Origin of the sequence: Enterococcus sp. DIV0236, assembly GCF_050558525.1 — a bacterium.
Taxonomy (GTDB): Bacteria; Bacillota; Bacilli; order Lactobacillales; family Enterococcaceae; genus Enterococcus; species Enterococcus faecalis.
This window is the reverse complement of record NZ_CP187891.1, coordinates 941,217-962,305: the sequence shown is the minus strand read 5'-3', so window position 1 is coordinate 962,305 and position 21,089 is coordinate 941,217. Positions and strand designations below refer to the sequence as shown.

At 38.3% G+C, this 21,089-nt stretch carries 20 protein-coding genes and 1 other RNA gene; 5 read left to right on the top strand and 16 right to left on the bottom strand.

Annotation, left to right across the window (positions count from 1 at the left end):
* Positions 1–32 precede the first annotated feature (32 nt).
* The 13 genes from IGK27_RS04785 to IGK27_RS04725 all read right to left on the bottom strand — a co-directional run bounded on the left by IGK27_RS04785 (position 33) and on the right by IGK27_RS04725 (position 11,496).
* Positions 33–551 carry a GrdB-related putative oxidoreductase gene (locus IGK27_RS04785; RefSeq protein ID WP_002361637.1) on the bottom strand — a complete coding sequence of 173 codons (519 nt, stop codon included), beginning with the start codon at positions 549–551 and terminating at the stop codon, positions 33–35.
* A 17-nt stretch (positions 552–568) separates the two neighbouring features.
* Positions 569–1,924: a PTS cellobiose transporter subunit IIC gene (gene celB / locus IGK27_RS04780; RefSeq protein WP_002384702.1), complete on the bottom strand. Its 1,356-nt coding sequence runs from the start codon at positions 1,922–1,924 to the stop codon at positions 569–571.
* Positions 1,925–1,942: 18 nt separating this feature from the next.
* Positions 1,943–2,272: a PTS sugar transporter subunit IIB gene (locus IGK27_RS04775; RefSeq protein ID WP_002357981.1), complete on the bottom strand. Its 330-nt coding sequence runs from the start codon at positions 2,270–2,272 to the stop codon at positions 1,943–1,945.
* Between the two features lie 19 nt (positions 2,273–2,291).
* Positions 2,292–3,245 (bottom strand): N(4)-(beta-N-acetylglucosaminyl)-L-asparaginase, encoded by a 954-nt coding sequence (locus IGK27_RS04770; protein WP_002357982.1) that lies wholly within the window; start codon positions 3,243–3,245, stop codon positions 2,292–2,294.
* Positions 3,246–3,414: 169 nt separating this feature from the next.
* The gene (locus IGK27_RS04765; protein WP_430596431.1) at positions 3,415–4,713 is read right to left on the bottom strand and encodes a Sapep family Mn(2+)-dependent dipeptidase; all 1,299 of its coding nucleotides are present in this window, start codon (positions 4,711–4,713) and stop codon (positions 3,415–3,417) included.
* Positions 4,710–5,474 carry a GntR family transcriptional regulator, LSA1692 subfamily gene (locus IGK27_RS04760; protein ID WP_002357984.1) on the bottom strand — a complete coding sequence of 255 codons (765 nt, stop codon included), beginning with the start codon at positions 5,472–5,474 and terminating at the stop codon, positions 4,710–4,712. The genes IGK27_RS04765 and IGK27_RS04760 overlap by 4 nt, the downstream gene beginning before the upstream one ends.
* A 172-nt stretch (positions 5,475–5,646) precedes the next feature.
* Positions 5,647–6,294: an endonuclease III gene (gene nth / locus IGK27_RS04755; protein WP_002357985.1), complete on the bottom strand. Its 648-nt coding sequence runs from the start codon at positions 6,292–6,294 to the stop codon at positions 5,647–5,649.
* Between the two features lie 14 nt (positions 6,295–6,308).
* Positions 6,309–7,025, bottom strand: a complete 717-nt coding sequence (locus IGK27_RS04750) for a DnaD domain protein (protein WP_002357986.1) — start codon at positions 7,023–7,025, stop codon at positions 6,309–6,311.
* A gap of 32 nt (positions 7,026–7,057) precedes the next feature.
* A complete protein-coding gene (locus IGK27_RS04745) occupies positions 7,058–8,554 on the bottom strand; it encodes a carboxypeptidase M32 (RefSeq protein WP_002357988.1) in 1,497 nt (498 codons plus the stop codon).
* A gap of 18 nt (positions 8,555–8,572) precedes the next feature.
* Positions 8,573–9,736 (bottom strand): THUMP domain-containing class I SAM-dependent RNA methyltransferase, encoded by a 1,164-nt coding sequence (locus tag IGK27_RS04740; RefSeq protein ID WP_002357989.1) that lies wholly within the window; start codon positions 9,734–9,736, stop codon positions 8,573–8,575.
* A 237-nt stretch (positions 9,737–9,973) separates the two neighbouring features.
* An RNA gene (gene rnpB, locus IGK27_RS04735) (RNase P RNA component class B) lies at positions 9,974–10,342 on the bottom strand.
* A 107-nt stretch (positions 10,343–10,449) separates the two neighbouring features.
* Complete coding sequence (gene gpsB / locus IGK27_RS04730) at positions 10,450–10,860, bottom strand: cell division regulator GpsB (protein ID WP_002357990.1); 411 nt, start codon at positions 10,858–10,860, stop codon at positions 10,450–10,452.
* 93 nt (positions 10,861–10,953) lie between these two features.
* Positions 10,954–11,496: a DUF1273 domain-containing protein gene (locus tag IGK27_RS04725; protein ID WP_002357991.1), complete on the bottom strand. Its 543-nt coding sequence runs from the start codon at positions 11,494–11,496 to the stop codon at positions 10,954–10,956.
* 62 nt (positions 11,497–11,558) lie between these two features.
* Between IGK27_RS04725 and recU the strand changes: the two genes are divergently transcribed.
* Both recU and IGK27_RS04715 read left to right on the top strand, forming a co-directional pair.
* The gene (gene recU / locus IGK27_RS04720) at positions 11,559–12,176 is read left to right on the top strand and encodes a Holliday junction resolvase RecU (protein WP_002388848.1); all 618 of its coding nucleotides are present in this window, start codon (positions 11,559–11,561) and stop codon (positions 12,174–12,176) included.
* A gap of 41 nt (positions 12,177–12,217) precedes the next feature.
* Entirely contained in the window at positions 12,218–14,554 is a 2,337-nt protein-coding gene (locus IGK27_RS04715; RefSeq protein WP_002360569.1) for a PBP1A family penicillin-binding protein, read from the top strand.
* Positions 14,555–14,637: 83 nt separating this feature from the next.
* Here IGK27_RS04715 and IGK27_RS04710 read toward each other — a convergent pair whose 3' ends face one another.
* The 3 genes from IGK27_RS04710 to IGK27_RS04700 form a co-directional block, all read right to left on the bottom strand.
* On the bottom strand, positions 14,638–16,248 hold the full coding sequence (locus IGK27_RS04710; RefSeq protein ID WP_033626352.1) for a CTP synthase: 1,611 nt from the start codon (positions 16,246–16,248) through the stop codon (positions 14,638–14,640).
* Between the two features lie 307 nt (positions 16,249–16,555).
* Positions 16,556–17,173 (bottom strand): DNA-directed RNA polymerase subunit delta, encoded by a 618-nt coding sequence (rpoE, locus tag IGK27_RS04705; protein ID WP_002357996.1) that lies wholly within the window; start codon positions 17,171–17,173, stop codon positions 16,556–16,558.
* Positions 17,174–17,249: 76 nt separating this feature from the next.
* Positions 17,250–17,687, bottom strand: coding sequence for a DUF1934 domain-containing protein (locus IGK27_RS04700; protein ID WP_002382132.1), 438 nt, complete (start codon positions 17,685–17,687; stop codon positions 17,250–17,252).
* Between the two features lie 331 nt (positions 17,688–18,018).
* Here IGK27_RS04700 and IGK27_RS04695 point away from each other — a divergent pair, with 331 nt between their 5' ends.
* From IGK27_RS04695 to yidA, 3 genes are read left to right on the top strand one after another with little or no spacing between them, the layout of a single operon-like run.
* Entirely contained in the window at positions 18,019–18,834 is an 816-nt protein-coding gene (locus IGK27_RS04695; protein WP_002385999.1) for a lipoate--protein ligase family protein, read from the top strand.
* Positions 18,831–20,201: a dNTPase gene (locus tag IGK27_RS04690; RefSeq protein WP_002357999.1), complete on the top strand. Its 1,371-nt coding sequence runs from the start codon at positions 18,831–18,833 to the stop codon at positions 20,199–20,201. Before IGK27_RS04695 ends, IGK27_RS04690 begins: the two co-directional genes overlap by 4 nt.
* 18 nt (positions 20,202–20,219) lie before the next feature.
* Entirely contained in the window at positions 20,220–21,032 is an 813-nt protein-coding gene (gene yidA / locus IGK27_RS04685) for a sugar-phosphatase (RefSeq protein WP_002358000.1), read from the top strand.
* Positions 21,033–21,089 lie beyond the last annotated feature (57 nt).

Genomic DNA, 21,089 nt, shown 5'->3' with positions numbered 1-21,089 from the left:
TCATTCTGGATTTCTCTTTAGATTATCATCAATTAAAAACAACTTGTTTCTTCTAACTGTTTGGTTTCTTTTCCATTTGCTTTTGCCACGACCAATTGCGCCATTTGTTTAAACGAATTATTTAAACCAATGCCGCCCTTTTTGGGCATCTTCACAATCGGCACTTGCTGATAATAGTGACTAACTGCTGGATTTTCTTCTGCCATCGCTGCAATTGCAGGAATGCCCGCAGCATTAAACTTACAAGCTAGACGAGCGGCCATTTCTCCAAAATTAGGATAATGCATGGCAGGTCCGCAAAGAACCGCATCGGCATGAAACTTTTTTGCAAAGCCAATAAATTTCTTTGCTACCTCTTCCTCGTTTTCCAAATAATATTGGTCACCACAATAAAGTGTCGCAACAATTTCCGCTCCTTGCTTCTGTAAAAATGGTAGCAATGTTACCCCTGGACCTAAGGGAGCTTTTTTACCACTTGGTTTCAGCTGAGCTTGTTCATCACTGCCAAATCCTGCTAAACTGTGGTTTAAGACTAAAAGGATTTTTTTCATGCCTATTTCCTCCTTATTTATAAATCATCGAAGTCAAAGGAATCAAAATCAATTTCTTCACTCTCTTCTTCTTGTGCTTTCCATTCTTCACGTAAATATTGATCATCCATAACTCGAATAAAAGGATAATAAATGAACATTCCTAGTACCAATAAGAGAGCTTGCAGAATTGATCCTTGCCAACCGCTGACTAAAAATCCTGAGATAATTGGCGGGGTCGTCCACGGCAATTGAATACCATTCGTCAATGGAACTAAGCCCCAATCCATAGCAAAATAGGCAATAATAATATTAATCGCAGGTACTAAGACAAATGGAATTAAAAGGATTGGATTTAAAACAATTGGTAACCCAAAAATGATTGGTTCGTTAATCCCAAAAACACCAGGAATTAGTGAAAGTTGCGAAAGCTTTTTAATTCGTTGACTTTTACAGAATAAGACCATCACAATGATTAATGAGAGTGTGGAACCGGCGCCACCAAATGTTGCAAACATATCTTGAAATTGTCCAGTGATGATGTTGGGAATTTCATGACCGTCTTTAAATGCTTGTAAATTTTCAACAGACAATGCCCGCAAAACAGGATTAAAGACTGCGCCAACCACGCTACCTCCGTTAATGCCAAAGAACCAAAAGAAGTGTAAAAATAAATAAGCAATGCTCATTGCACCTAAGGTATTACCAAGACTCAATAAGGGCGTTTGTAGAAATTCAAAAATAACATCTTGTAAATTACCATAAGGAGTTAAAGCAGCCAGCCAATTGACTAAAAACATGAGAGTAACAACTAAAAAACTCGGAATCAGGGCCTCAAAAGACTTAACCACTGTTGGTGGCACTCCTTCTGGCATTTTTATTGTCCACCCTTTACGAACAATGGCCACAAATAAACGAGTCGCAATTAATGCGACAATCATTCCTAAAAACAAGCCACTGGAACCCATCCATTTTAAAGGTAAACTAGTAACTTCATAAACCTTTGAACTATTTTCCGGTGTAAATAATGTTTGATAAGGCGTTACAATAAAAAATGAAACCAATGCGATAATTCCTGCTTGCATTGCATCCACATTGAATTGTTTCCCTAAACTATAGGCAATACCGACAACGGCCAGAATAGTCATTACATCAAAACTAGCACTAGCTGGAACAGACATCATTGTCGCCCAGTCTTTACCAAGCAAATGAGACATCCAAGTATCCCATTGCGGCAAAGGAAAATTAGCAATTAATAAGAAGACCGAACCAACAATCAACAAGGGCGTTGATAAAAGGAAGCCATCACGAATCGCTACTAAATACTTATTTTCTCCTATCACTTTTGCCAAAGGGGTCAATACGCGCTCTAACCAATCCAAAAATTTTTGCACGGTCGTCACTCCTATCTATTATTTTTTATTTTGCTTAATTAACCGCAGCGCTTCTTTCAATGCTTTTTCGCCATCCATCATGCCATAAATTTCTGGCGCAATTGCAGCGACAGGAATCCCTTGAGGAGCAAATTGTTCTTTTGTTTTTTCTAATAAAAAACGGACTTGTGGTCCTAATAAAATAGCAACAGGCTTCTCTGCTTCAACCACTTCTTGTGCTCTTGCAATAGGAAAAGCAGTAATCATTAAAGGCATTTGATGTTTTTCCACCACTTCCATCATTTTATTAACCATAATACTTGTAGACATTCCTGCATCACAAAAAAGATAAATTTGTTTTTTACTCATGTTCCTTCACTCTCCTCATTTATTCAATTGGTGCTTTGATTCTTTTTTCATAGGCTGCTAACCATTCTTGTGAAATCGGCTGAATCTCTGTGGTATGATTCTTGCCTGGATTTGCAATATAGATTTCTGGTTGCTGCATATCAGTACCAACCGTAAAAGTAAATTCCACATTCGTAGCTACGCCCCAGTCTCCCTGTTTGTTCATGGCCACTAGTGAAAAAGCTCCTGCTTTCCCATAACGTTGGGTCAATTTTTCATGAAAAGCATAGACGGCTTGATCACATGCTTGTTGTGGCGAGCACCCTTCCCCCATTAAACGGACGATTTCATAAGAAAGACAGCCTTTCATTAAATCTTCACCTAATCCTGTAGCCGCAGCACCACCAATTTCGCTATCAACATAAAAACCAGAACCTGACAGTGGTGAATCACCAACACGTCCTGCTTTTTTCATGAAGAGTCCCGAACTGGAAGTGCCAGCTGCCATTGATCCTGTTTGGTCTAACGTAATAGCGCCGACGGTATCATGCCCATCATAGGGGTTCAACTGATTTTCCTGAATTTCTTTTAAACGCTTTTGCCACCATTGATTAGCGCGTTCTGTCAACATATTCTTTCTTTCAAAACCGTGCAACATTGAATATTTCGTTGCACCTGCGCCAACACGAAAACTATTAAACTTCTCTTTACTTAATGCTTTAGCCACTGAAATCGGATTTTTAACATCTGTAATTCCTGCCACAGCACCAATTGCAAATGTGTCTCCATCCATATAGGCAGCATCCATTTCTAAAATCCCTTCCTCATTAGGTAAACCGCCGTAGCCCACTGACTTATAAAAAGGATAGTCTTCTACTTCTTTAATTAATTGTTCCACGGCCGTGCCTGCAGCACCTCCTTGTTGTAATTCTTCTGCAGCTTTTAGTAACCCATCATGTGCCATCCGCCATGTCGCAATTGCACCCCAAGTCATTTTCCATCCGCCCTTTCGTTAACGCTTACATTTCTCCACCATTATAAACTAGTATATACTGTTTTGTATATACTGAAAATGAAATTTTATACAGAAAAATAGAAGATACACGTATGCGACCTCTACGAAACACATTGGCTTCTTCTCATACGTGTATCTTCTATTGGTTTTATGCTTCTGTTAATGCAATCATCGCTTGCATATAGATTTCCAGATTAAGCAGTAAATCTTTTTCATCCATATATTCATCTTGATTATGCGCAATGCCTTTTTGACCAGGAAATGATGGACCAAAAGCAACGATATTCGGCATAAAACGAGCATACGTAGCACCTGTAGTTGTGACTGGCGTCCCATCTAAGCCAGTAATTTGTTCATAAACCTTGGTTAATTTTTGAACATTGCGCTCATCTTTTGGAAACAGCGTACTAGGGAGGAGGCGGATGACGGTCACTTCACTTTCTGGAAATAGTGCCTTCGTTAGCTGCGTGGTTACTTCGTTTTCTGTAATAGAAACAGGATAACGCACGGCCAATGATAACACCAATTGCTGTCCTCGTTTTTCCAACGCATAGGGCGTTAAAATCAATTGCCCACTATCCTGATCCTTAAAGTCCAGAGCTACTCCTTCGCCATAGTGCTTTTCGTGAAAACTAGCGGTTAACCAGTCGAAATACTGTAATAAAATTCCTTTGACTAACTGTTCCTCGCTAATTTTCTGTGCCAATAAAGTAATCGCGTTCTTGCCTAGTTCTGGCGCATTGGAAGGAGCACGTTTTCCCGTGATTGCTGTTGTTTTTCCCGCAATCACCGCACTTAATTGATCAGGTACGTGGTCTTTTGCTTGATCACCTATAATCTGACCAATTTGTTCACTTGAATCATCTGGGATGGTCGTTGTGATCTCATAATTAACAATCCCTCGCTCCCCATAAACTACTGGATATTTACAATCTGGAGTAAATCCAAAAACGGGTGCGTTTTCCTTCTCTAAATATAAGGGGATATCTCCACTCCCACTTTCTTCATCCGTGCCAAACATTAAGCGAATGGTTTTCTTTGGTTGGTAACCAAGTTCTTTCAGTAATTTCATTCCATACAGGCAAGCCAAGATAGGACCTTTATTATCTAGAATTCCTCTACCATACAAACGTTGTTTTTTTTTCGTTAATTGAAAGGGTGGCACTGACCAGCCAGAACCTTCTGGTACTACGTCTAAATGACCAATAATCCCCAGATATTCTTCCGCTGTTCCCCATTGCGCATAGCCAACTGCGTCATTGACAATCTCAGTTTGAAAGCCATAACGCTCTGCAAGTTTCAACGTTTCTTCCAAGGCTCTTTTCGGTCCTTCGCCAAAAGGTGCCTCTTTTTTAGGCGACCCTTTCACACTTCGAATCGCGATAATTTTGTTTAAGTCTTCATAAAATAAATCTTTTTGAGCGGCTATTTCTTCTTTGATCTTCATTCGTTCCAAGAACCTCCTAGCTCCACTTGGTTGTTTTCAGACGGGCTATAGCGGGTCAGTGTGTTTTTAAACGTGTACCGATCTGCTCGATATAAAGAGACATCATATAAAATAGGAGTTGCATCAAGCGCATAAGTGATAGAGTGGACTTGTAAAAGTGGTTGGCCCACAGGAACATTCAATAATTCTGAAATTTCCGCTTCAACTAAGATTGCTTCAATTTCTTGATGCGAATAAGCAATCTCGACGTTCTTCTCGATTAAGCAGAAAAGAGAGCCCTCGAAGTCTTGCTTCGTATGGCCTTGTACGTATGCCTGTGGCAAATAAATTTTTTCAACTGTCATTGGCTCGCCGTCTAACATTCGGCGGCGAATCAGTTCATAAATTGCCTCATTTTTGCCCACTTGGAGCGCCTCCCGAATTTTTTCAGCGGGATGTACTACTTCTTCAAAGGAAATGACTTCTGTCTGGCTTTTTTTCCCGTAAGCTTTGGCTGCCTCAGTAAAACCTTGTAAGCCAGCGCGACCACTTTGAATTTTCGCTTGCGACATCACATAACTACCTTTACCATGTCGTTTTACCAAAATATTTTTGCGGATCAAATCATCAATCGCTTTACGGATGGTCAAGCGACTGCAGTTATATTCTTTAGCTAAATCATATTCTGAAGGTAATTTTTGTGCACTTACATACAGACCGTCTCTAATCTTCTTTTCAATTTCTGCAGAAATTTGCTTAAATTTGGGTGCATTTTCTGTCATTTCATCGCCTATCTTTCTTCAAAAAAATAAATTCTCTAGTATATACCACACTGTCTATACTAAATCAATTTTTAAGAAACCGCAATCATTTGTTGCGTTTCTTAAAAATCAAAAAAGAAAGCGAGCCACAAGTCGGTTGGACTTGTGGCTCGCTTTTTTAGGAAAAAATATGTTATTTCCCTTTCATCCGTTCTTTGCCTTCTTGACACATATAGAGTAGCGGACAGGCTTCACATTTAGGCGCTCTTGCTAGGCAGTGATAACGCCCAAAGAAAATCATGGTATGGTGCGTTTTCACCCAGAGTTCTTTTGGAACTTTACGCATTAAGGTCTGCTCAACTTCAGTAACATTCGCATTTAGCTTACAAATTCTAAGGCGCTTGGACACTCGTTCCACGTGTGTATCTACTGCAAAAGCCGGTTCACCAAAAGCATCTCCCATTACTACATTGGCTGTTTTTCTCCCCACGCCAGGTAAACTGACCAGTTCATCTCTGGTTTGCGGAACTTCTCCATTGAAACGTTCTAAAAGTTGTTGTGCGCACGCTTTAATATTTTTTGCTTTATTGCGATATAAGCCAATGGTTTTTATTTTAGCAATAATCTCCTCCACCGGCGCAGCTGCTAAAGCTTCTGGTGTTGGAAAAGCTGCGAATAAACCAGGAGTCGCTTTATTTACCGATACATCTGTTGCTTGCGCACTTAAAATCACAGCAATTAATAATTCAAAAGGATTCTTATGTTTTAATTCACATTCTGCATTTGGAAACATCTCATACATAATTTCAATAGCTTCCATTGTTTTCTCTTTTGATAGCATGGCCCACCTCCTTTTTATTCACTGTCTTCTGGATTTAACCAATTGTGTAATGTAACCTTTGGCAACGATTCTTGTGTCTGACCTTGTTGTTCAATCTCATTTTGAATCATAGAATCTTTTCGTTTTTTCTGATCAGCAGCAACTTGTTCTTTGGTGGTAATATTTTTACGCTCCCACGCAAGTAAAATACGATCAATATATTTCAAACTATACGCCTGATTTAAAACAGCTTCTCGCAACGCTAACCGGATTAATTCAGGGGAATAATGGTCCGTGTTCAACCACTGACCAATCATTTCTAATTCAATTGGTGAAAGTGGACGTCCGAATTCTTTTTCAAAGCCTTGGTAAAGCTGTTTAATTTCATCTTCGTGGTTTGCGACAACTTGTTTTTCTTTGCTCGTTTGTAAAAATAATTGAATCTTTTGAAAAACAGGCAGTAAATCATACGTATCCATCATTTGACCTTTTTGGTTTTGTTGTGTTTCAATTCGAATAAATCCGCGAGAAACCAATTGATTTAACAACTTATAAATCGTATCTGGCGTTTTACCCATCGTCTCTGCAATCGCCATTAAGTCTGGAAATAAATCGCCTGCATTTTGCGAACGAAAAAGTTGCAGTAAAAAGAGAAATTCATCATCTTTCAAACCAATTTTTTGGTAATGATCAAATAGTAAGTTTGAGATTGTTGTTTCACCAGCTTCTAAATATTCACGAATTGATAACATTGTTGTTGTCCACTTCCCCTTGCTTGTTTCACTTATTGCACTTGATAAACATCAAAATAAATAGCTTTCATATAATCAATTAAATAACTAGGATTCAATTCTTCTCCCGTTGCATCATAAATTAATTGATTTGGTTTACGTGAAGCGCCGTACTGATGAATATGTTGTGTTAACCATTTACGGATATCAGAATAATCCTCCGAAGCTAAAATTTCATCAACAGATAATTCTTGTTTCATTGCGTGAAATAGTTGCGCGGCGTACATATAACCCAAGGCATAAGATGGGAAATAACCAAAGCTACCTCCAGACCAATGAACATCTTGAAGGACACCTTCTAAATCATTTTCAGGTGATACGCCTAAGTACTCTTGGTATTTTTCGTTCCACACTTTTGGCAAATCAGCGACTTCCAAAGAACCATTAAATAACATTTTTTCAATTTCATAACGAATAATGATATGCAAAGGATAGGTGAGACTATCGGAATCAATCCGAATCAAACTTGCTTTCGTTTCTTTTAAAGAAGCATAGAAATCTTCAAAAGCAATATCATCAAAAGTACCTTCTGCGCAGTCTTGGAAAAACGGGTATTGTTTTTGCCAAAAAGCCCGGTTGCTACCAATGATAATTTCATTAAAGAGCGATTGTGATTCGTGAATCCCCATAGAGGCACCTTCGCTTAGCGGCGTAAAGTCAAATTTAGGATCAAAATTTTGTTCATACATCCCATGACCCGCTTCATGAATCACACCAAATGTTGCCATTGAGAAATTATTTTCTTCCCAGCGCGTAGTAATCCGCGCATCATTTCGATTTAGAGCTGTCATAAAAGGATGAACTGTATCATCTAATCGGCCTTTTGAAAAATCATAGCCTAATTGTTCAACCACACCAATCACAAAACGGCGTTGTTGTTCTTTGGTCATTTTTCTAGATAAAAAGTCAGTTCTAGGCGGCGTACCTTTTTCCGCTAAAACGGTCCGAATTTCTTGAATCCCTTGTTTTACTTGGTCGAATACTTGGTCTAGCTTCTCAACCGTCATCCCTGGTTCAAATTGATTTAATAACACATCGTACGGTGTTTTTTCTTCTTTTTGCCAATAAGGAATGAACTCTTTTTGGAACGCAACGACCTTCGTTAAGGTTTCTTCTAACAAGCCGAAATCTTGTGCAGCGCGTGCTTTTAGCCAATCTGTATGTGCTTGGTTTAATACTTTAACATATTCTTGCATACGTTCAGCTGGAACATTTTTATTCAAAGCATATTCTTCTTTTACTTTTTCAAAAACCAGTTTCCCTAATTCAGATAATTCTTCAGGGCGTGTCTCAAAATAGGCCAATGCTTCTTGAATAACTGGGCCAATACTTCGTTCAAAATATAATCCGGTTAAATACCCTTCTACTTCTCCTCGAAAAGGACTACTTTTTTCTGGCATCCCAGTTGATGAATCCCAGTCTAATAATGTCAAGGCATTTTTTAGTAATTGAATTTCTTTCACTTCTTGTAAAAATACAGCTTCCTTCATTTTTTTACACCAGCTTTCTTAGTCTTCCCTTGGTTTTCTTGGTGGGCGTGTTCCCCAGTATTGGAATAAATCTGTTCGTAAGGCTCCGTTGTAAAGCTTCCGTTTTTTAGTAGCTTTGGCACCATAATATTCTTCAAAAGCAAGATCACTCGTCAGTATATACTTGCTCCAAGTAGTTAACGGACGGAAAACATGGCCCATTTCTTTATACAAACGGCGAACACTTTCCTCTTCTCCTAAACGCTCACCATAAGGCGGGTTAGCTACCATTACACCATATTCCTTCTCGGTTGTAAAATCTTTTAAGGCCAATTGTTTAAAGGTAATTGAATCACCTAAACCAACTTCCTCAGCATTCGCTCGTGCGACTTCAATCATTCGCCCATCAACATCTGAACCACAGATATCTAATTCAACATCGTAGTCTGCCTTTGCCTCGGCTTCGTTACGTACTTTTTCAAAAATTGCTGGATCAACCCAATCCCATGTTTCACAAGTAAAACTACGATTAAAGCCAGGAGCAATGTTATGGCCAATTAATGCTGCTTCAATACAAATCGTTCCAGAACCACAAACTGGATCATAAAAAGGACGATCTTTGCGCCAATTGGTCAACATCACTAAAGCAGCTGCCATGTTTTCCTTAAGAGGTGCGCCCCCCTTTTCAATGCGATAGCCTCGTTTAAATAAACTTGGCCCAGTCGTGTCCAACGTCAACGTCACTTTATCTTTTAGAAGAGCCACTTCTAATTTAAACAAAGCTCCTGTTTCGGTTAAAGGCACCGTCGCTGGACGATGGTAAACTTCTCTTAAACGGTTAACAATGGCTTTTTTGGTGATGGCTTGGCAATCAGGAACACTATACAATTTTGACTTAATTGATTTACCTGCAACTGGAAATTCTGCATCTAAAGGCAAATAATCTTCCCAAGGAAGTGCTTTAACTTTTTCAAATAATTCATCAAAACTATAGGCGTTAAATTCGCCAACGACGATTTTAATCCGATCTGCTGTCCGTAGCCATAAATTGGCAGTAGCAATTGTTTCAACAGTGCCTTCAAAGACGGCCCGGCCATTTTCTACTTCACAGGGAATCCCTAAATCACGCAATTCTTTTCCAACTAATGCTTCTAAGCCACTAGCAGCCGTTGCAACAAGTTTGAATGTTTTTTCTTTCGTCATAAAAACTCCTTCTTGACTCTTTTTTATTGTCTGGAGCTAACAGTCCTGCCGACTACTGCTCCGCTTGTTTTTTATAATTGTCCGCTTTCTCTGAACTAAACGGTCCTGTCCCGGCCTCTTTAGAACAGACAGCTTACTACTTTTATCTCAGTTTCTTTATTTTAACATTTTTTTATTCTTTTCGTAAAAAAAGCCTTCACAACTACGTTGGAAGGTCTTCCTGAATTACTTGTAATTTTCTATAAGCCATGTTCTGTATCACCAATTCTTCAGGAAAAATTGGTGACGGTCATCATCTATCTGCAGAGTAAACTCTGCCTCTTCTACTCGTTCATTTCCTTTAGAAGAGCGCCCCTACCATTGTTTGGGTTGCTCGCTCGAGGGGTTTACCGCGTTCCACCGATGGAGTTTCCCACATCGCTTCGTCACTGTGGCACTTTCAAGGATACTTTGACATAGTCGAAACCTTAGTCATTTTTCCTGCCGTTACTCTAAAAGAGTACCTTAGCTTATGATTTCGCTAAGCACGAACACTACAAGCATCTCAGCTTGTGCGAGCATGGACTTTCCTCAGCTTGCAAAAGCAAACCGCGATCACCCGAAAATTACAAATCTGTTTAAACGAACAGCAAAAATTTACACACTACAACAAGTGTCCGCTATTCTAACAAATGCTTTTTGTTCCTCGTGAAAACTTGACTTAAATTGTCTTGTTAAAATTGACGTGTTTGTGCATTATCAACATCATGGTTCGCTGGTTCTGCAGTCATTGACGGTGCGGAAGGCGTTACAGGTGTTGAAGGTGTTTCATCTAACTTTTTACCAAAAACTTCACGCTCTAAGTTTGATAAACGTTTTAAAATATCAAAGTTGGTCACTGCTGCACTTTTTGGTACTTCTTGAGCAACACGAGGCGTTGGTTGGGCTTTTGATAATTGGTCTAATTTTGCCATTAAGCGGCTGTTTTCTTCTTGCAAGCTTAATAATTCTTTATTATAAGCTTCGTAGTCTTTAATAACATTGTCTAAAAATTCGTCTACTTCAATTGGGTCATACCCGTTCATCATTTTCGTTTTAAATTCTTTTTGTAAAATGTCTTTAGGACTATATACTAAATTTGCCATGTTTACACCTCATTTGTTTATTTACGATAGAAAATTTCATAGTTCCACAAATACTATTGTAACGAAAAATAGCTAGAAAATCAAACAGATTCTCTAATCAATCACCGAGTTTTGTAAATCATCCATTGTAATTAAGCGAATATCATAGGGTTCTCGTTCCGAAAAATGTTGTGCATCCTTTAAAAAATACTCCGTTTTGCCAGAGTACTCTTTGTCATAAATAAGTAAGCTGCCTCCAGAATGTTCCAAAAGAAATTTTGTATGCATTTTTAATTGTGCTGGCGATTGATAGGGCTGGTGACTTACTGAGTTGATATAATCAGCCAAACTTTCCGCTTTCGATAACAGTTCTCGATTTTGTTCATTCCAATTATTGCCAAAGTCTTTAAATGGATAAAGCAAACCTAGCTGAACTTCTGGATATTCCATTTTTAATTCCCCAACTACTTCAGCTGTCCAAAGTTCAACACCTAAATTGCCAGAAATCAAAATCCATTCTACTCCCGCTTCAATATAACTGGCTAACTCTTTTTTTAAGACATTTTTAATAACTGTGATTTTCGGGTCTTTTCCTTGAAATATCCCCAATTCAAAGCTGCGATAACCGGTGACATAGAGGGTTTTTATCATTTCCATAAGTCATCCCTTTTCTTTCAGGTCTTTTTTTTGGTATAATACAGGCTAGGAGTGTGATAAACGTGACGTTCCATTATCCTAACGGAATACCTTATAATCATCATGAAGCACAATCACCAAAAAAACAAGTAAAAAAGAAACGCCCCGTTGAATTTGGTAATCGTGGGATGGATTTCGAAGAAGCGATCAATCAAAGCAATCAATATTATCTATTGAATAAGCAAGCAGTCGTTCATAAGAAACCCACTCCTGTTCAAATTGTTAAAGTAGATTACCCCAAACGAAGTGCGGCTGTTATTAAGGAGGCCTACTTTAGACAAGCTTCAACGACTGATTATAACGGTGTATATCAAGGCCGTTACATAGATTTTGAAGCGAAAGAAACGAAAAATACCACGTCCTTTCCCTTTAAAAATTTTCATCAACATCAAATTGATCATATGGAACAATGTATAGCACAACAAGGGATTTGTTTTGTGCTATTATGGTTTTCAAGCTTAAAACGCTGCTTCTTTTTTAGTGGTGAAAATCTAATAACGCATTGGAAAAACCAAGCAGTTACTGGAAAAAAATCTATGCCGCTTGCACTCATCGAGAAAGAAGGAATTGAATTATCTTTTGGAATCGCACCGCGAATCCCTTATCTCGACGCAGTGGAACAATATATTCAGACACACTAGATTCATAAAGTTTTGAAAGTATAACAAAGGAGTTGCTATTTATGCCAACCGCAAATTCAGGCTCGCGAGCTGCTAGACATGCATCCAACACCTCATCGAAGTCGAGTTACAAGAAAAAGACACAACCGCCGAAAAAGAAAAAACGGCTTGTTTTAAAAATCTTTCTTGGCTTACTTATCGCTGGGATGGTCGCTTTTTTAGCAGGCGTTGGTCTTTTTTGGTTCTATGCACGACAAGCCCCAAAATTAGAAGATGACAAACTGAATGCGACAGTTTCATCGAAGCTTTACGATATTAATAATGAAATTTTTGAGGATTTAGGCGCAGAAAAGCGTGAATTAATTCAACCAAATGATGTGCCTCAATTATTAAAAGATGCCATTGTTTCTGTCGAAGACCGTCGTTTCTATAAACACATTGGTGTGGATCCGATTCGGATTATCGGTTCTGCTCTTTCAAATGTCAAAAATGGTGGATTACAAGGCGGAAGTACCTTAACCCAACAATTAATTAAATTGTCCTACTTCTCTACAAAAGAATCTGACCAAACCTTGAAACGGAAAGCACAAGAAGCATGGATGGCTGTTCGTTTAGAACGTGAAAAATCAAAAGAAGAAATTTTAACTTACTACATTAACAAAGTCTACATGGCGAATGGTTTCTATGGAATGGAAACAGCGGCTGAAAATTATTATGGTAAACATTTATCTGAACTTGATTTACCACAAACGGCCCTACTGGCAGGAATGCCACAAGCGCCAAACTCATACGATCCCTATACAAAACCAGATACTGCTAAAGAACGCCGGGATGTTGTACTCTACACAATGTACGACAATAAAAAAATCTCGAAAGCAGAGTACGAAAAAGCCAAAGCTACCCCAATCGATGAAGGCTTAGTGCCATTAAAAGCCAGTGATGACAATCGAAAAGTCGTAGATAATTACGTCAAAGAAGTAATCAATGAAGTGAAAGCAAAAACTGGTAAAAATGTTTACACAGACGGACTAGATATCTACACAAACTTAGATATGAATGCCCAAAAACAACTTTACGATATTGTCAACAGTGATCAATACGTTGCGTTTCCAGATGATAAAATGCAAGTGGCTTCAACCGTTATTGATGTTGCCTCTGGACAAGTCCGAGCACAAATTGGTGGTCGTCACATTCCTGATGATGTGCAATTAGGAAACAATTTAGCTGTTAACACCCAACGTGATGTTGGTTCAACCGTGAAACCAATCATGGATTATGGTCCCGCAATTGAGAATTTAAATTATTCGACAGGTCGCCTCATGGTGGATAAACCAACGAAATATCCTGGTACCGACATTGATGTCTTCAACTCTGATTTAACATATCAAGGCGTCATTACTATGCGCCGTGCGATTATGGGTTCTCGTAACACAACCGCGGTCCAGACGTTTGATGAAGTTGGTAAAGAAAACATCATGCCTTTCATTAAAGGACTAGGAATTGACTATAAAAACTTAGAAGCCTCGAATGCCATTTCAAGTAACACAAGCGATGTAGATGGCGATAAATATGGAATTTCCTCATTGAAGTTAGCAGCAGCTTATGCGGCTTTCGCCAATAACGGGATATACAACAAACCGTATTACGTAAACAAAGTCGTTTTCAATGATGGAACTAGCGTTGATTATCAACCTGATGGCAAACGTGCAATGAAAGACTCTACCGCCTATATGATGACGGATATGTTAAAAGATGTTTTAAACGGCGGAACAGGATTTAACGGCGCCATTCCAGGCTTAATCCAAGCGGCCAAAACAGGGACTTCTAACTATACTGATGAAGATTTAGCGCGAATGGGCACAACAGAAAAAGGAATTGCCCCGGATAGTACCTTTGTTGGTTATACAACACACTATGCCGTTTCTGTTTGGACTGGATACAATGATCGAAATACACCAATCTATCAAGAATACTATGGGATTGCCTCGGATGTTTATCGTGAAATAATGAGTTACTTGTCTCAAAATGTTTCAAACGATGACTGGGTGCAGCCAGACAGTGTTGTGCGGGTAGGTAATGAATTATACGTGAAAGATGCCTATGAGGTACCAAATGTACAAGTTTTACCAAGTACTACCTCTTCAGCACCACAGCCGGAATCTAGCAGTACGGTGGAATCCTCTTCCACAAAAGAAGCGGAAAGTTCATCAAGTTCTAGTTCAGAAAGTGCGCCTTCTTCCTCTGAAGCGCCACCCTCAACCGAACAACCGGCAAGCTCTTCCTCAGCAGAGCAACCGGCAACATCGGAACAACCACCTGAACCATCAAGTTCTAGTTCACAAGAACCGCCGCAACCACCTGAAAGTAGTTCTAAACCAGATGAAAATAAAGCAGCATAAAAAGTACGGGGCTCACCATGAGCCCTGTACTTTTTTAGATTAAAAATGGACGAAGTGAACTGAATCACTTCGTCCATTTTTGCTTATTTACTTTCTTTATTTGCCAAAGCTGCACCAACAAATCCTTTGATTAAGCGTTGTGGGCGATTTGGACGAGAAATTAATTCTGGGTGGAATTGACAAGCCACAAAGAATTGTTTTTCAGGAATTTCAACAATCTCAACTAAACGATTATCTGGTGAAACTCCAGAGAAAACTAAGCCATTTTCTTCAAATAATTGACGATATTTGTTGTTAAATTCATAACGATGACGGTGACGTTCTTGGACAACATCTTCATTTCCGTATGCTGCCGCAGTTTTCGTTCCTTTTTTCAATTTACATGGATATAAACCTAAACGTAGTGTGCCACCTAAATTCTCGATGTTTTCTTGATCTGCCATTAAATCAATAATGTTATTTGTCACGTCAGGATTAGTTTCTGCAGAACCAGCATCTTCTAAGCCCACAACGTTACGACCAAATTCTACACAGGCCATTTGCATACCTAAACAAATACCAAGGAATGGTACGTCATTTTCGCGAGCAAAACGAATCGCTTCAACTTTTCCTTCAATTCCACGATCACCAAAACCACCAGGAACCAAAATACCATCTGCTGAACCAATTCTTTCAGCGACATTTTCAGCAGTTAATTCTTGTGAATCAACCCAATCAATTTCGATATCTGAATCAAAATCAAACCCAGCATGTTTTAATGCTTCTACAACAGAAATATAGGCATCTGGTAATTCAACATATTTACCAACCAGCGCAATTTTTGTTTTCTTTTTCAAGTTAAGAACTTTTTCTTCTAATGCACGCCACTCAGTCATGTCTGCAGCCGGTGCATCCAATTTTAAATGATCACAAACAATTTGATCCATGTTTTGTGCTTGAAGTGCTAATGGAATGGAGTACAATGTTTCAACATCACGAGATTCAATTACCGCTTCCGGATTAACATCACAGAATTGTGCTAATTTGTTTTTAGTGTTTTGAGAAACAGGTAATTCTGTACGGACCACTAAAATATTTGGTTGAATCCCTAAACTTCTTAATTCTTTGACACTATGTTGTGTTGGTTTAGTTTTCATTTCACCAGCCGCTTTTAAGTAAGGAATCAAGGTTGTATGGATGTACATTACGTTGTCACTACCCATATCAGCTTTCATTTGACGCAATGCTTCTAGGAAAGGTAATGATTCGATGTCGCCGACAGTACCACCTACTTCTGTGATAATCACATCGGCATCCGTCATTTTCGCTGCACGCATGATTTTTTCTTTGATTTCATTGGTAATGTGTGGAATAACTTGCACTGTTGCACCTAAGTATTCCCCTTTACGTTCTTTACGTAAGACTTCTGAATAAATTTTCCCAGTGGTTACGTTTGAGTATTTATTTAAGTTAATATCAATAAAACGTTCATAGTGACCTAAGTCCAAATCTGTTTCGGCACCATCATCTGTGACAAAAACCTCTCCATGTTGGTAAGGACTCATTGTCCCCGGATCCACATTAATATATGGATCGAATTTTTGAATCGTAACTTTTAATCCACGATTTTTTAATAATCGTCCTAAAGATGCTGCGACAATCCCTTTTCCAATAGAAGAAACCACGCCACCTGTAACAAAGATGTATTTTGTCATAATAGTTAAAAACCCTTTCTTTGATAATATTTTGTAGAGAGAAGTAAAACAACTTTGAGACTCTTACGTTTCTCCAAATAAAAAAGAAACAAAAATAGAAAAGCTCCCTATCCATTACGAATAGGGAGCTTGTAAGTTCGTTCAAACTTCTGACCTTCTTAAAGGTGCCCAAGTAGTATAATACAAGCAAACGGACATCAGGTCAAGTACTTCTATTCAAGAAAATAATTTTTTCTATTTTCTCATTTTTCTTAAGCATTCAACTAAAAAGCTTGACTCCTTCTTAGGAATCAAGCTTTTTGGTTTCTTACTCTTCAGAATATTCGTCATCAAAATCGTCTTCATCTTCAACATCATCGTCATCAATGATCGTTAAATCTTCTTCGATTTGCGGAATGTCTTCTTCATCATCGTCTGAATCTGCACCAATCTCTTGTAAGTCAGAGTTGTATGCTTTGATTTCTTCATCTTCATCTTCTTCATCATCGTACAAGATGTCTTCTTCATCATCATTTGTTAATTCAGCATCTTCTGGATCGTCATCGTTATAGTCAATTACATCTTCATCGTTTGGATTAGTGATGAAGGCATTTACTTTTTTACGTTTTCTACGACGTGGTGCATCTTCTTCGTCTTCTTCCAAGCCATGTGTAACTTCTTCATCGATTGAATCGATTGGATACCATGAACGTAAGCCCCAACGATTGTCTCCCAATGAGATAAAGCTACCGTCGATGTTTAAATCTGTATAAAATTGTGCTAATTGGTCACGAATTTCACTATCAGACTTGCCAAGATAATTTTGGATTTGGTTAACTAAATCAGAAAAATCCATTACATCTGCATGTTGTTCTAAAATAGCGTGTGCTACTTCAATCATGGATAATTCTTTTTTGTTTAACCCTTCAAATACATTAATTTCCAAGAGGTACACGTCCTTTCACAGTCTACTCCTTATCATACAAAAACATTGAAAAAAAATCAATTCTATTCTGCAATATTTATGCAGTAAATTCTAATTCTAAATGATATTCTCCGATTCGCTCTGTTTGAGAGTATAAATCATAATCAACTAAAATCTTACCAGACATTGGTTGATCTTTTAAACTAACACGCAAATTATGTGTAAACGTACTAATCTGTAGCAAGCCATAGGGGGTTCGATAACTTGTATCTAATTTTTCCTGATAGCCAAATCTTAAACGCATCCGTAATTCGCCGGCACGAATCAGCTGAACATGCCCGTCTGGTTCAATTTTAATGGTTACGGGGGTTGGTTCTGTATCCTCTAATAATTCTTCTTTGTAACGAATGTATAATGTATCACCCATTTTTACTAATTGACCTTCTAAGTCAAAGAAAAAATCTTTTTGTTCGTTGCCTTGTTGGACAATCGTTTTTAGTTGAATCGATACAGGAACGCCTGTTGATAAATCCATAATGGTCACTCCTTTTCCAAAATATAACTTTCTTATTGTTGACTTTTTCAATATATTTGTCAACTAAAGTCAATTTTTCCTTGTTTATGTACCTTTTCTTATTGTATAAGCTCTTTTCACGGGTTGCAAGCATTTGTTTCATCTATTTAATAAGAAAACCGTTTACTATTTTAGAGAATTCCTTCAGAATTCGTTTATATAACATGCTTTTTTGCGTTTTTTGTATATAATATAAGAGAGAGTAAGAAAATAAACGTATTAAATGACGTAATTATAAATAGACAGGACGTTTTTTATGAGCACAACTTTTCCCCTTCACACCGAATCATTTATGCTCCTTGATTCAGGTTGTTTAACAAACAGTGACTATTTTTTACCTTTTGCCTTGACCGATGTTTTAACTACTTTTTCAGGAATGCAGCACCAACCAATCATTCATTTCTGGCAATTGGATCAAGCAATGATTCTTGGCATGAAAGATACCCGTGTACCACATCTAAAAGAAGGCATCACTTCTCTGCAAGAAAACGATTATTCTGTAGTCGTTCGCAATGCCGGCGGTTTAGGGGTGATTGCCGATTCGGGTATTTTAAATGTTTCACTTATTTTACCAAATAATTCTGAACACAAATTAAGTATCGATGCGGCTTATGAATTAATGTGGGCTTGGCTCCGTCAGAGTTTTCCGGAGAAAGAGATTGACGCCTTTGAAATTACTACATCCTATTGTCCCGGTACTTATGATTTAAGTATTGGCGGTCAAAAGTTTGCTGGGATTGCCCAACGACGCGTCAAAGACGGTATTGCTGTCATGATTTACATCAGCGTTAACGGCAATCAACTTGCTCGTGGAGAAGTGGTGCGAGACTTTTACCTTGCTGGCTTACAAGAACAATTTGGTGAAAATGGCTATCCACCCGTTGATCCAGCAGTGATGGCAAATTTAGAAACCCTGATTGAGACTCCATTAACAATAGACGCCGTAAAAACCCGTTTAATCGAAGCATTACCTCAACAATTTGAAAAATCTATTGATCCAAACTTAACCGAACCAATTATAACCTCAGAATGGTTCCAAACAAATTTAACTGTCCAGCTGGAAAAAATGGCGCAACGAAACGCCTTAATTAAAGGAGAGATCGTATGACGATTCCGTATAAAGAGCAACGATTACCAATCGAAAAAGTTTTCCGTGATCCCGTCCATAATTATATTCATGTCCAACATCAAGTGATTTTAGACCTTATTAATTCTGCTGAAGTGCAACGATTACGTCGCATTAAGCAACTAGGTACTTCTTCTTTTACGTTTCACGGTGCCGAACATAGTCGTTTTTCCCATTCTTTGGGTGTTTACGAAATTACACGTCGGATTTGTGAGATTTTCCAACGTAACTACTCTGTGGAACGATTAGGTGAAAACGGCTGGAATGACGACGAGCGCTTGATTACACTTTGCGCAGCTTTATTACATGATGTCGGTCATGGTCCTTATTCACATACATTCGAGCATATTTTTGATACAAACCATGAAGCAATCACGGTCCAAATCATCACCTCACCAGAAACGGAAGTCTATCAAATTTTAAATCGTGTTTCGGCAGATTTTCCTGAAAAAGTCGCCAGCGTTATTACTAAACAATACCCAAATCCTCAAGTGGTGCAAATGATTTCTAGTCAAATTGATGCCGATCGCATGGACTATCTGTTACGTGATGCATACTTTACAGGGACGGAATACGGAACTTTCGATTTAACTAGAATTTTACGTGTGATTCGACCCTACAAAGGAGGCATTGCCTTTGCTATGAATGGGATGCATGCGGTGGAAGACTATATCGTTAGTCGTTACCAAATGTATGTCCAAGTCTATTTCCACCCTGTTTCTCGTGGGATGGAAGTGATTCTTGATCATTTATTGCATCGAGCGAAAGAATTATTTGAAAACCCTGAATTTGACTATGATTTACAAGCCTCTCTGCTTGTACCATTCTTTAAAGGGGACTTCACCTTACAAGAATATTTAAAATTGGATGATGGCGTCCTCTCTACGTACTTTACACAATGGATGGATGTGCCTGATTCAATTCTAGGTGATTTAGCCAAACGTTTCCTTATGCGTAAGCCTCTGAAGTCAGCCACCTTTACGAACGAAAAAGAGAGCGCAGCAACGATTGCTTATTTAAGGGAATTGATTGAAAAAGTTGGTTTCAACCCTAAATATTATACTGCCATTAATTCAAGCTATGATTTACCTTACGATTTTTATCGTCCAAATAAAGACCGTCATCGTACACAAATTGAATTGATGCAAAAAGATGGCTCATTAGTGGAATTGGCAACGGTCAGTCCCCTAGTTGCAGCACTTGCTGGTCAAAGTCAAGGAGATGAACGTTTCTATTTCCCTAAAGAAATGCTTGACCAAGGAAATAAAAAACATTACGATTTATTTGATGAGACGTATCGTGAGTTTTCAAGTTACATTCATAATGGTGCGTTAGTTTTAAAAAAATAGGTTTTCTAGGAGGATTCTATGTCAATTAAGTTAGTTGCTATTGATATCGACGGAACATTGCTAAATTCACAACACAAGATTACCCCACGGGTCAAAGAAGCGCTCCAAAAAGCAAATGAGCAAGGCGTTCGTATTGTTTTATGTACAGGCCGTCCTTTGCCAGGCGTGAAAGAACAATTGGATGAATTAGCCTTATATGGTGAAAATGATTTCGTGATTACCTACAACGGTTCGCTTGTCCAAGCAACCAAAGATAATGCGATTATTTCACGCTATACCTTAAGTTATGAGGATTTTTTAGAAATTGAAATGTATTCTCGTAAAGTCGGCGCTCACTTGCACACAATTGATGATTCCGCTATTTACACTGCCAATCGCAATATTGGTAAATATACGATTCACGAAGCATCTTTAGTGAACATGCCTTTGAAATATCGTACGGTGGATGAAATGACACCAGAGATGAACATTATTAAAATGATGATGATTGATGAGCCGGAAGTTTTAGATCCTGCCATTGCAAAATTACCATTACATTTTACCGAAAAATATACGACTGTTAAAAGTACACCTTTTTACTATGAAATCATGAATAAAAATGCTAGCAAAGGCAATGCTCTAGCAAAATTGGCAGACCATTTAGGCTTAAATAAAGACGAAGTGATGGCCATTGGTGACAATGAAAATGACTTATCCATGATTGATTACGCTGGGATTGGTGTTGCGATGGGCAATGCGACAGAAAATGTTAAAACAATTGCCGATGTGCATACCACTAGTAATGACGAAGATGGTGTCGCTCAAATTATTGAAAAAATGGTTTTAATTTAAACATTCTTTTCAATAACAATAACCCTCAATCTAATCAACATAGATTGAGGGTTATTC

Excerpts from the sequence above, each read along its gene's own strand:
- nth (WP_002357985.1), bottom strand. The coding sequence starts at position 6,294 with ATGCTATCAAAAGAGAAAACAATGGAAGCTATTGAAATTATGTATGAG.
- IGK27_RS04785 (WP_002361637.1), bottom strand. The coding sequence starts at position 551 with ATGAAAAAAATCCTTTTAGTCTTAAACCACAGTTTAGCAGGATTTGGC.
- IGK27_RS04700 (WP_002382132.1), bottom strand. The coding sequence starts at position 17,687 with ATGGATTTATCAACAGGCGTTCCTGTATCGATTCAACTAAAAACGATT.
- IGK27_RS04690 (WP_002357999.1), top strand. The coding sequence starts at position 18,831 with ATGACGATTCCGTATAAAGAGCAACGATTACCAATCGAAAAAGTTTTC.
- gpsB (WP_002357990.1), bottom strand. The coding sequence starts at position 10,860 with ATGGCAAATTTAGTATATAGTCCTAAAGACATTTTACAAAAAGAATTT.
- IGK27_RS04770 (WP_002357982.1), bottom strand. The coding sequence starts at position 3,245 with ATGACTTGGGGTGCAATTGCGACATGGCGGATGGCACATGATGGGTTA.
- IGK27_RS04725 (WP_002357991.1), bottom strand. The coding sequence starts at position 11,496 with ATGGAAATGATAAAAACCCTCTATGTCACCGGTTATCGCAGCTTTGAA.
- IGK27_RS04775 (WP_002357981.1), bottom strand. The coding sequence starts at position 2,272 with ATGAGTAAAAAACAAATTTATCTTTTTTGTGATGCAGGAATGTCTACA.
- IGK27_RS04710 (WP_033626352.1), bottom strand. The coding sequence starts at position 16,248 with ATGACAAAATACATCTTTGTTACAGGTGGCGTGGTTTCTTCTATTGGA.
- yidA (WP_002358000.1), top strand. The coding sequence starts at position 20,220 with ATGTCAATTAAGTTAGTTGCTATTGATATCGACGGAACATTGCTAAAT.
- IGK27_RS04740 (WP_002357989.1), bottom strand. The coding sequence starts at position 9,736 with ATGACGAAAGAAAAAACATTCAAACTTGTTGCAACGGCTGCTAGTGGC.
- IGK27_RS04745 (WP_002357988.1), bottom strand. The coding sequence starts at position 8,554 with ATGAAGGAAGCTGTATTTTTACAAGAAGTGAAAGAAATTCAATTACTA.
- IGK27_RS04715 (WP_002360569.1), top strand. The coding sequence starts at position 12,218 with ATGCCAACCGCAAATTCAGGCTCGCGAGCTGCTAGACATGCATCCAAC.
- IGK27_RS04760 (WP_002357984.1), bottom strand. The coding sequence starts at position 5,474 with ATGACAGAAAATGCACCCAAATTTAAGCAAATTTCTGCAGAAATTGAA.
- IGK27_RS04695 (WP_002385999.1), top strand. The coding sequence starts at position 18,019 with ATGCTCCTTGATTCAGGTTGTTTAACAAACAGTGACTATTTTTTACCT.
- IGK27_RS04750 (WP_002357986.1), bottom strand. The coding sequence starts at position 7,025 with ATGTTATCAATTCGTGAATATTTAGAAGCTGGTGAAACAACAATCTCA.
- IGK27_RS04765 (WP_430596431.1), bottom strand. The coding sequence starts at position 4,713 with ATGAAGATCAAAGAAGAAATAGCCGCTCAAAAAGATTTATTTTATGAA.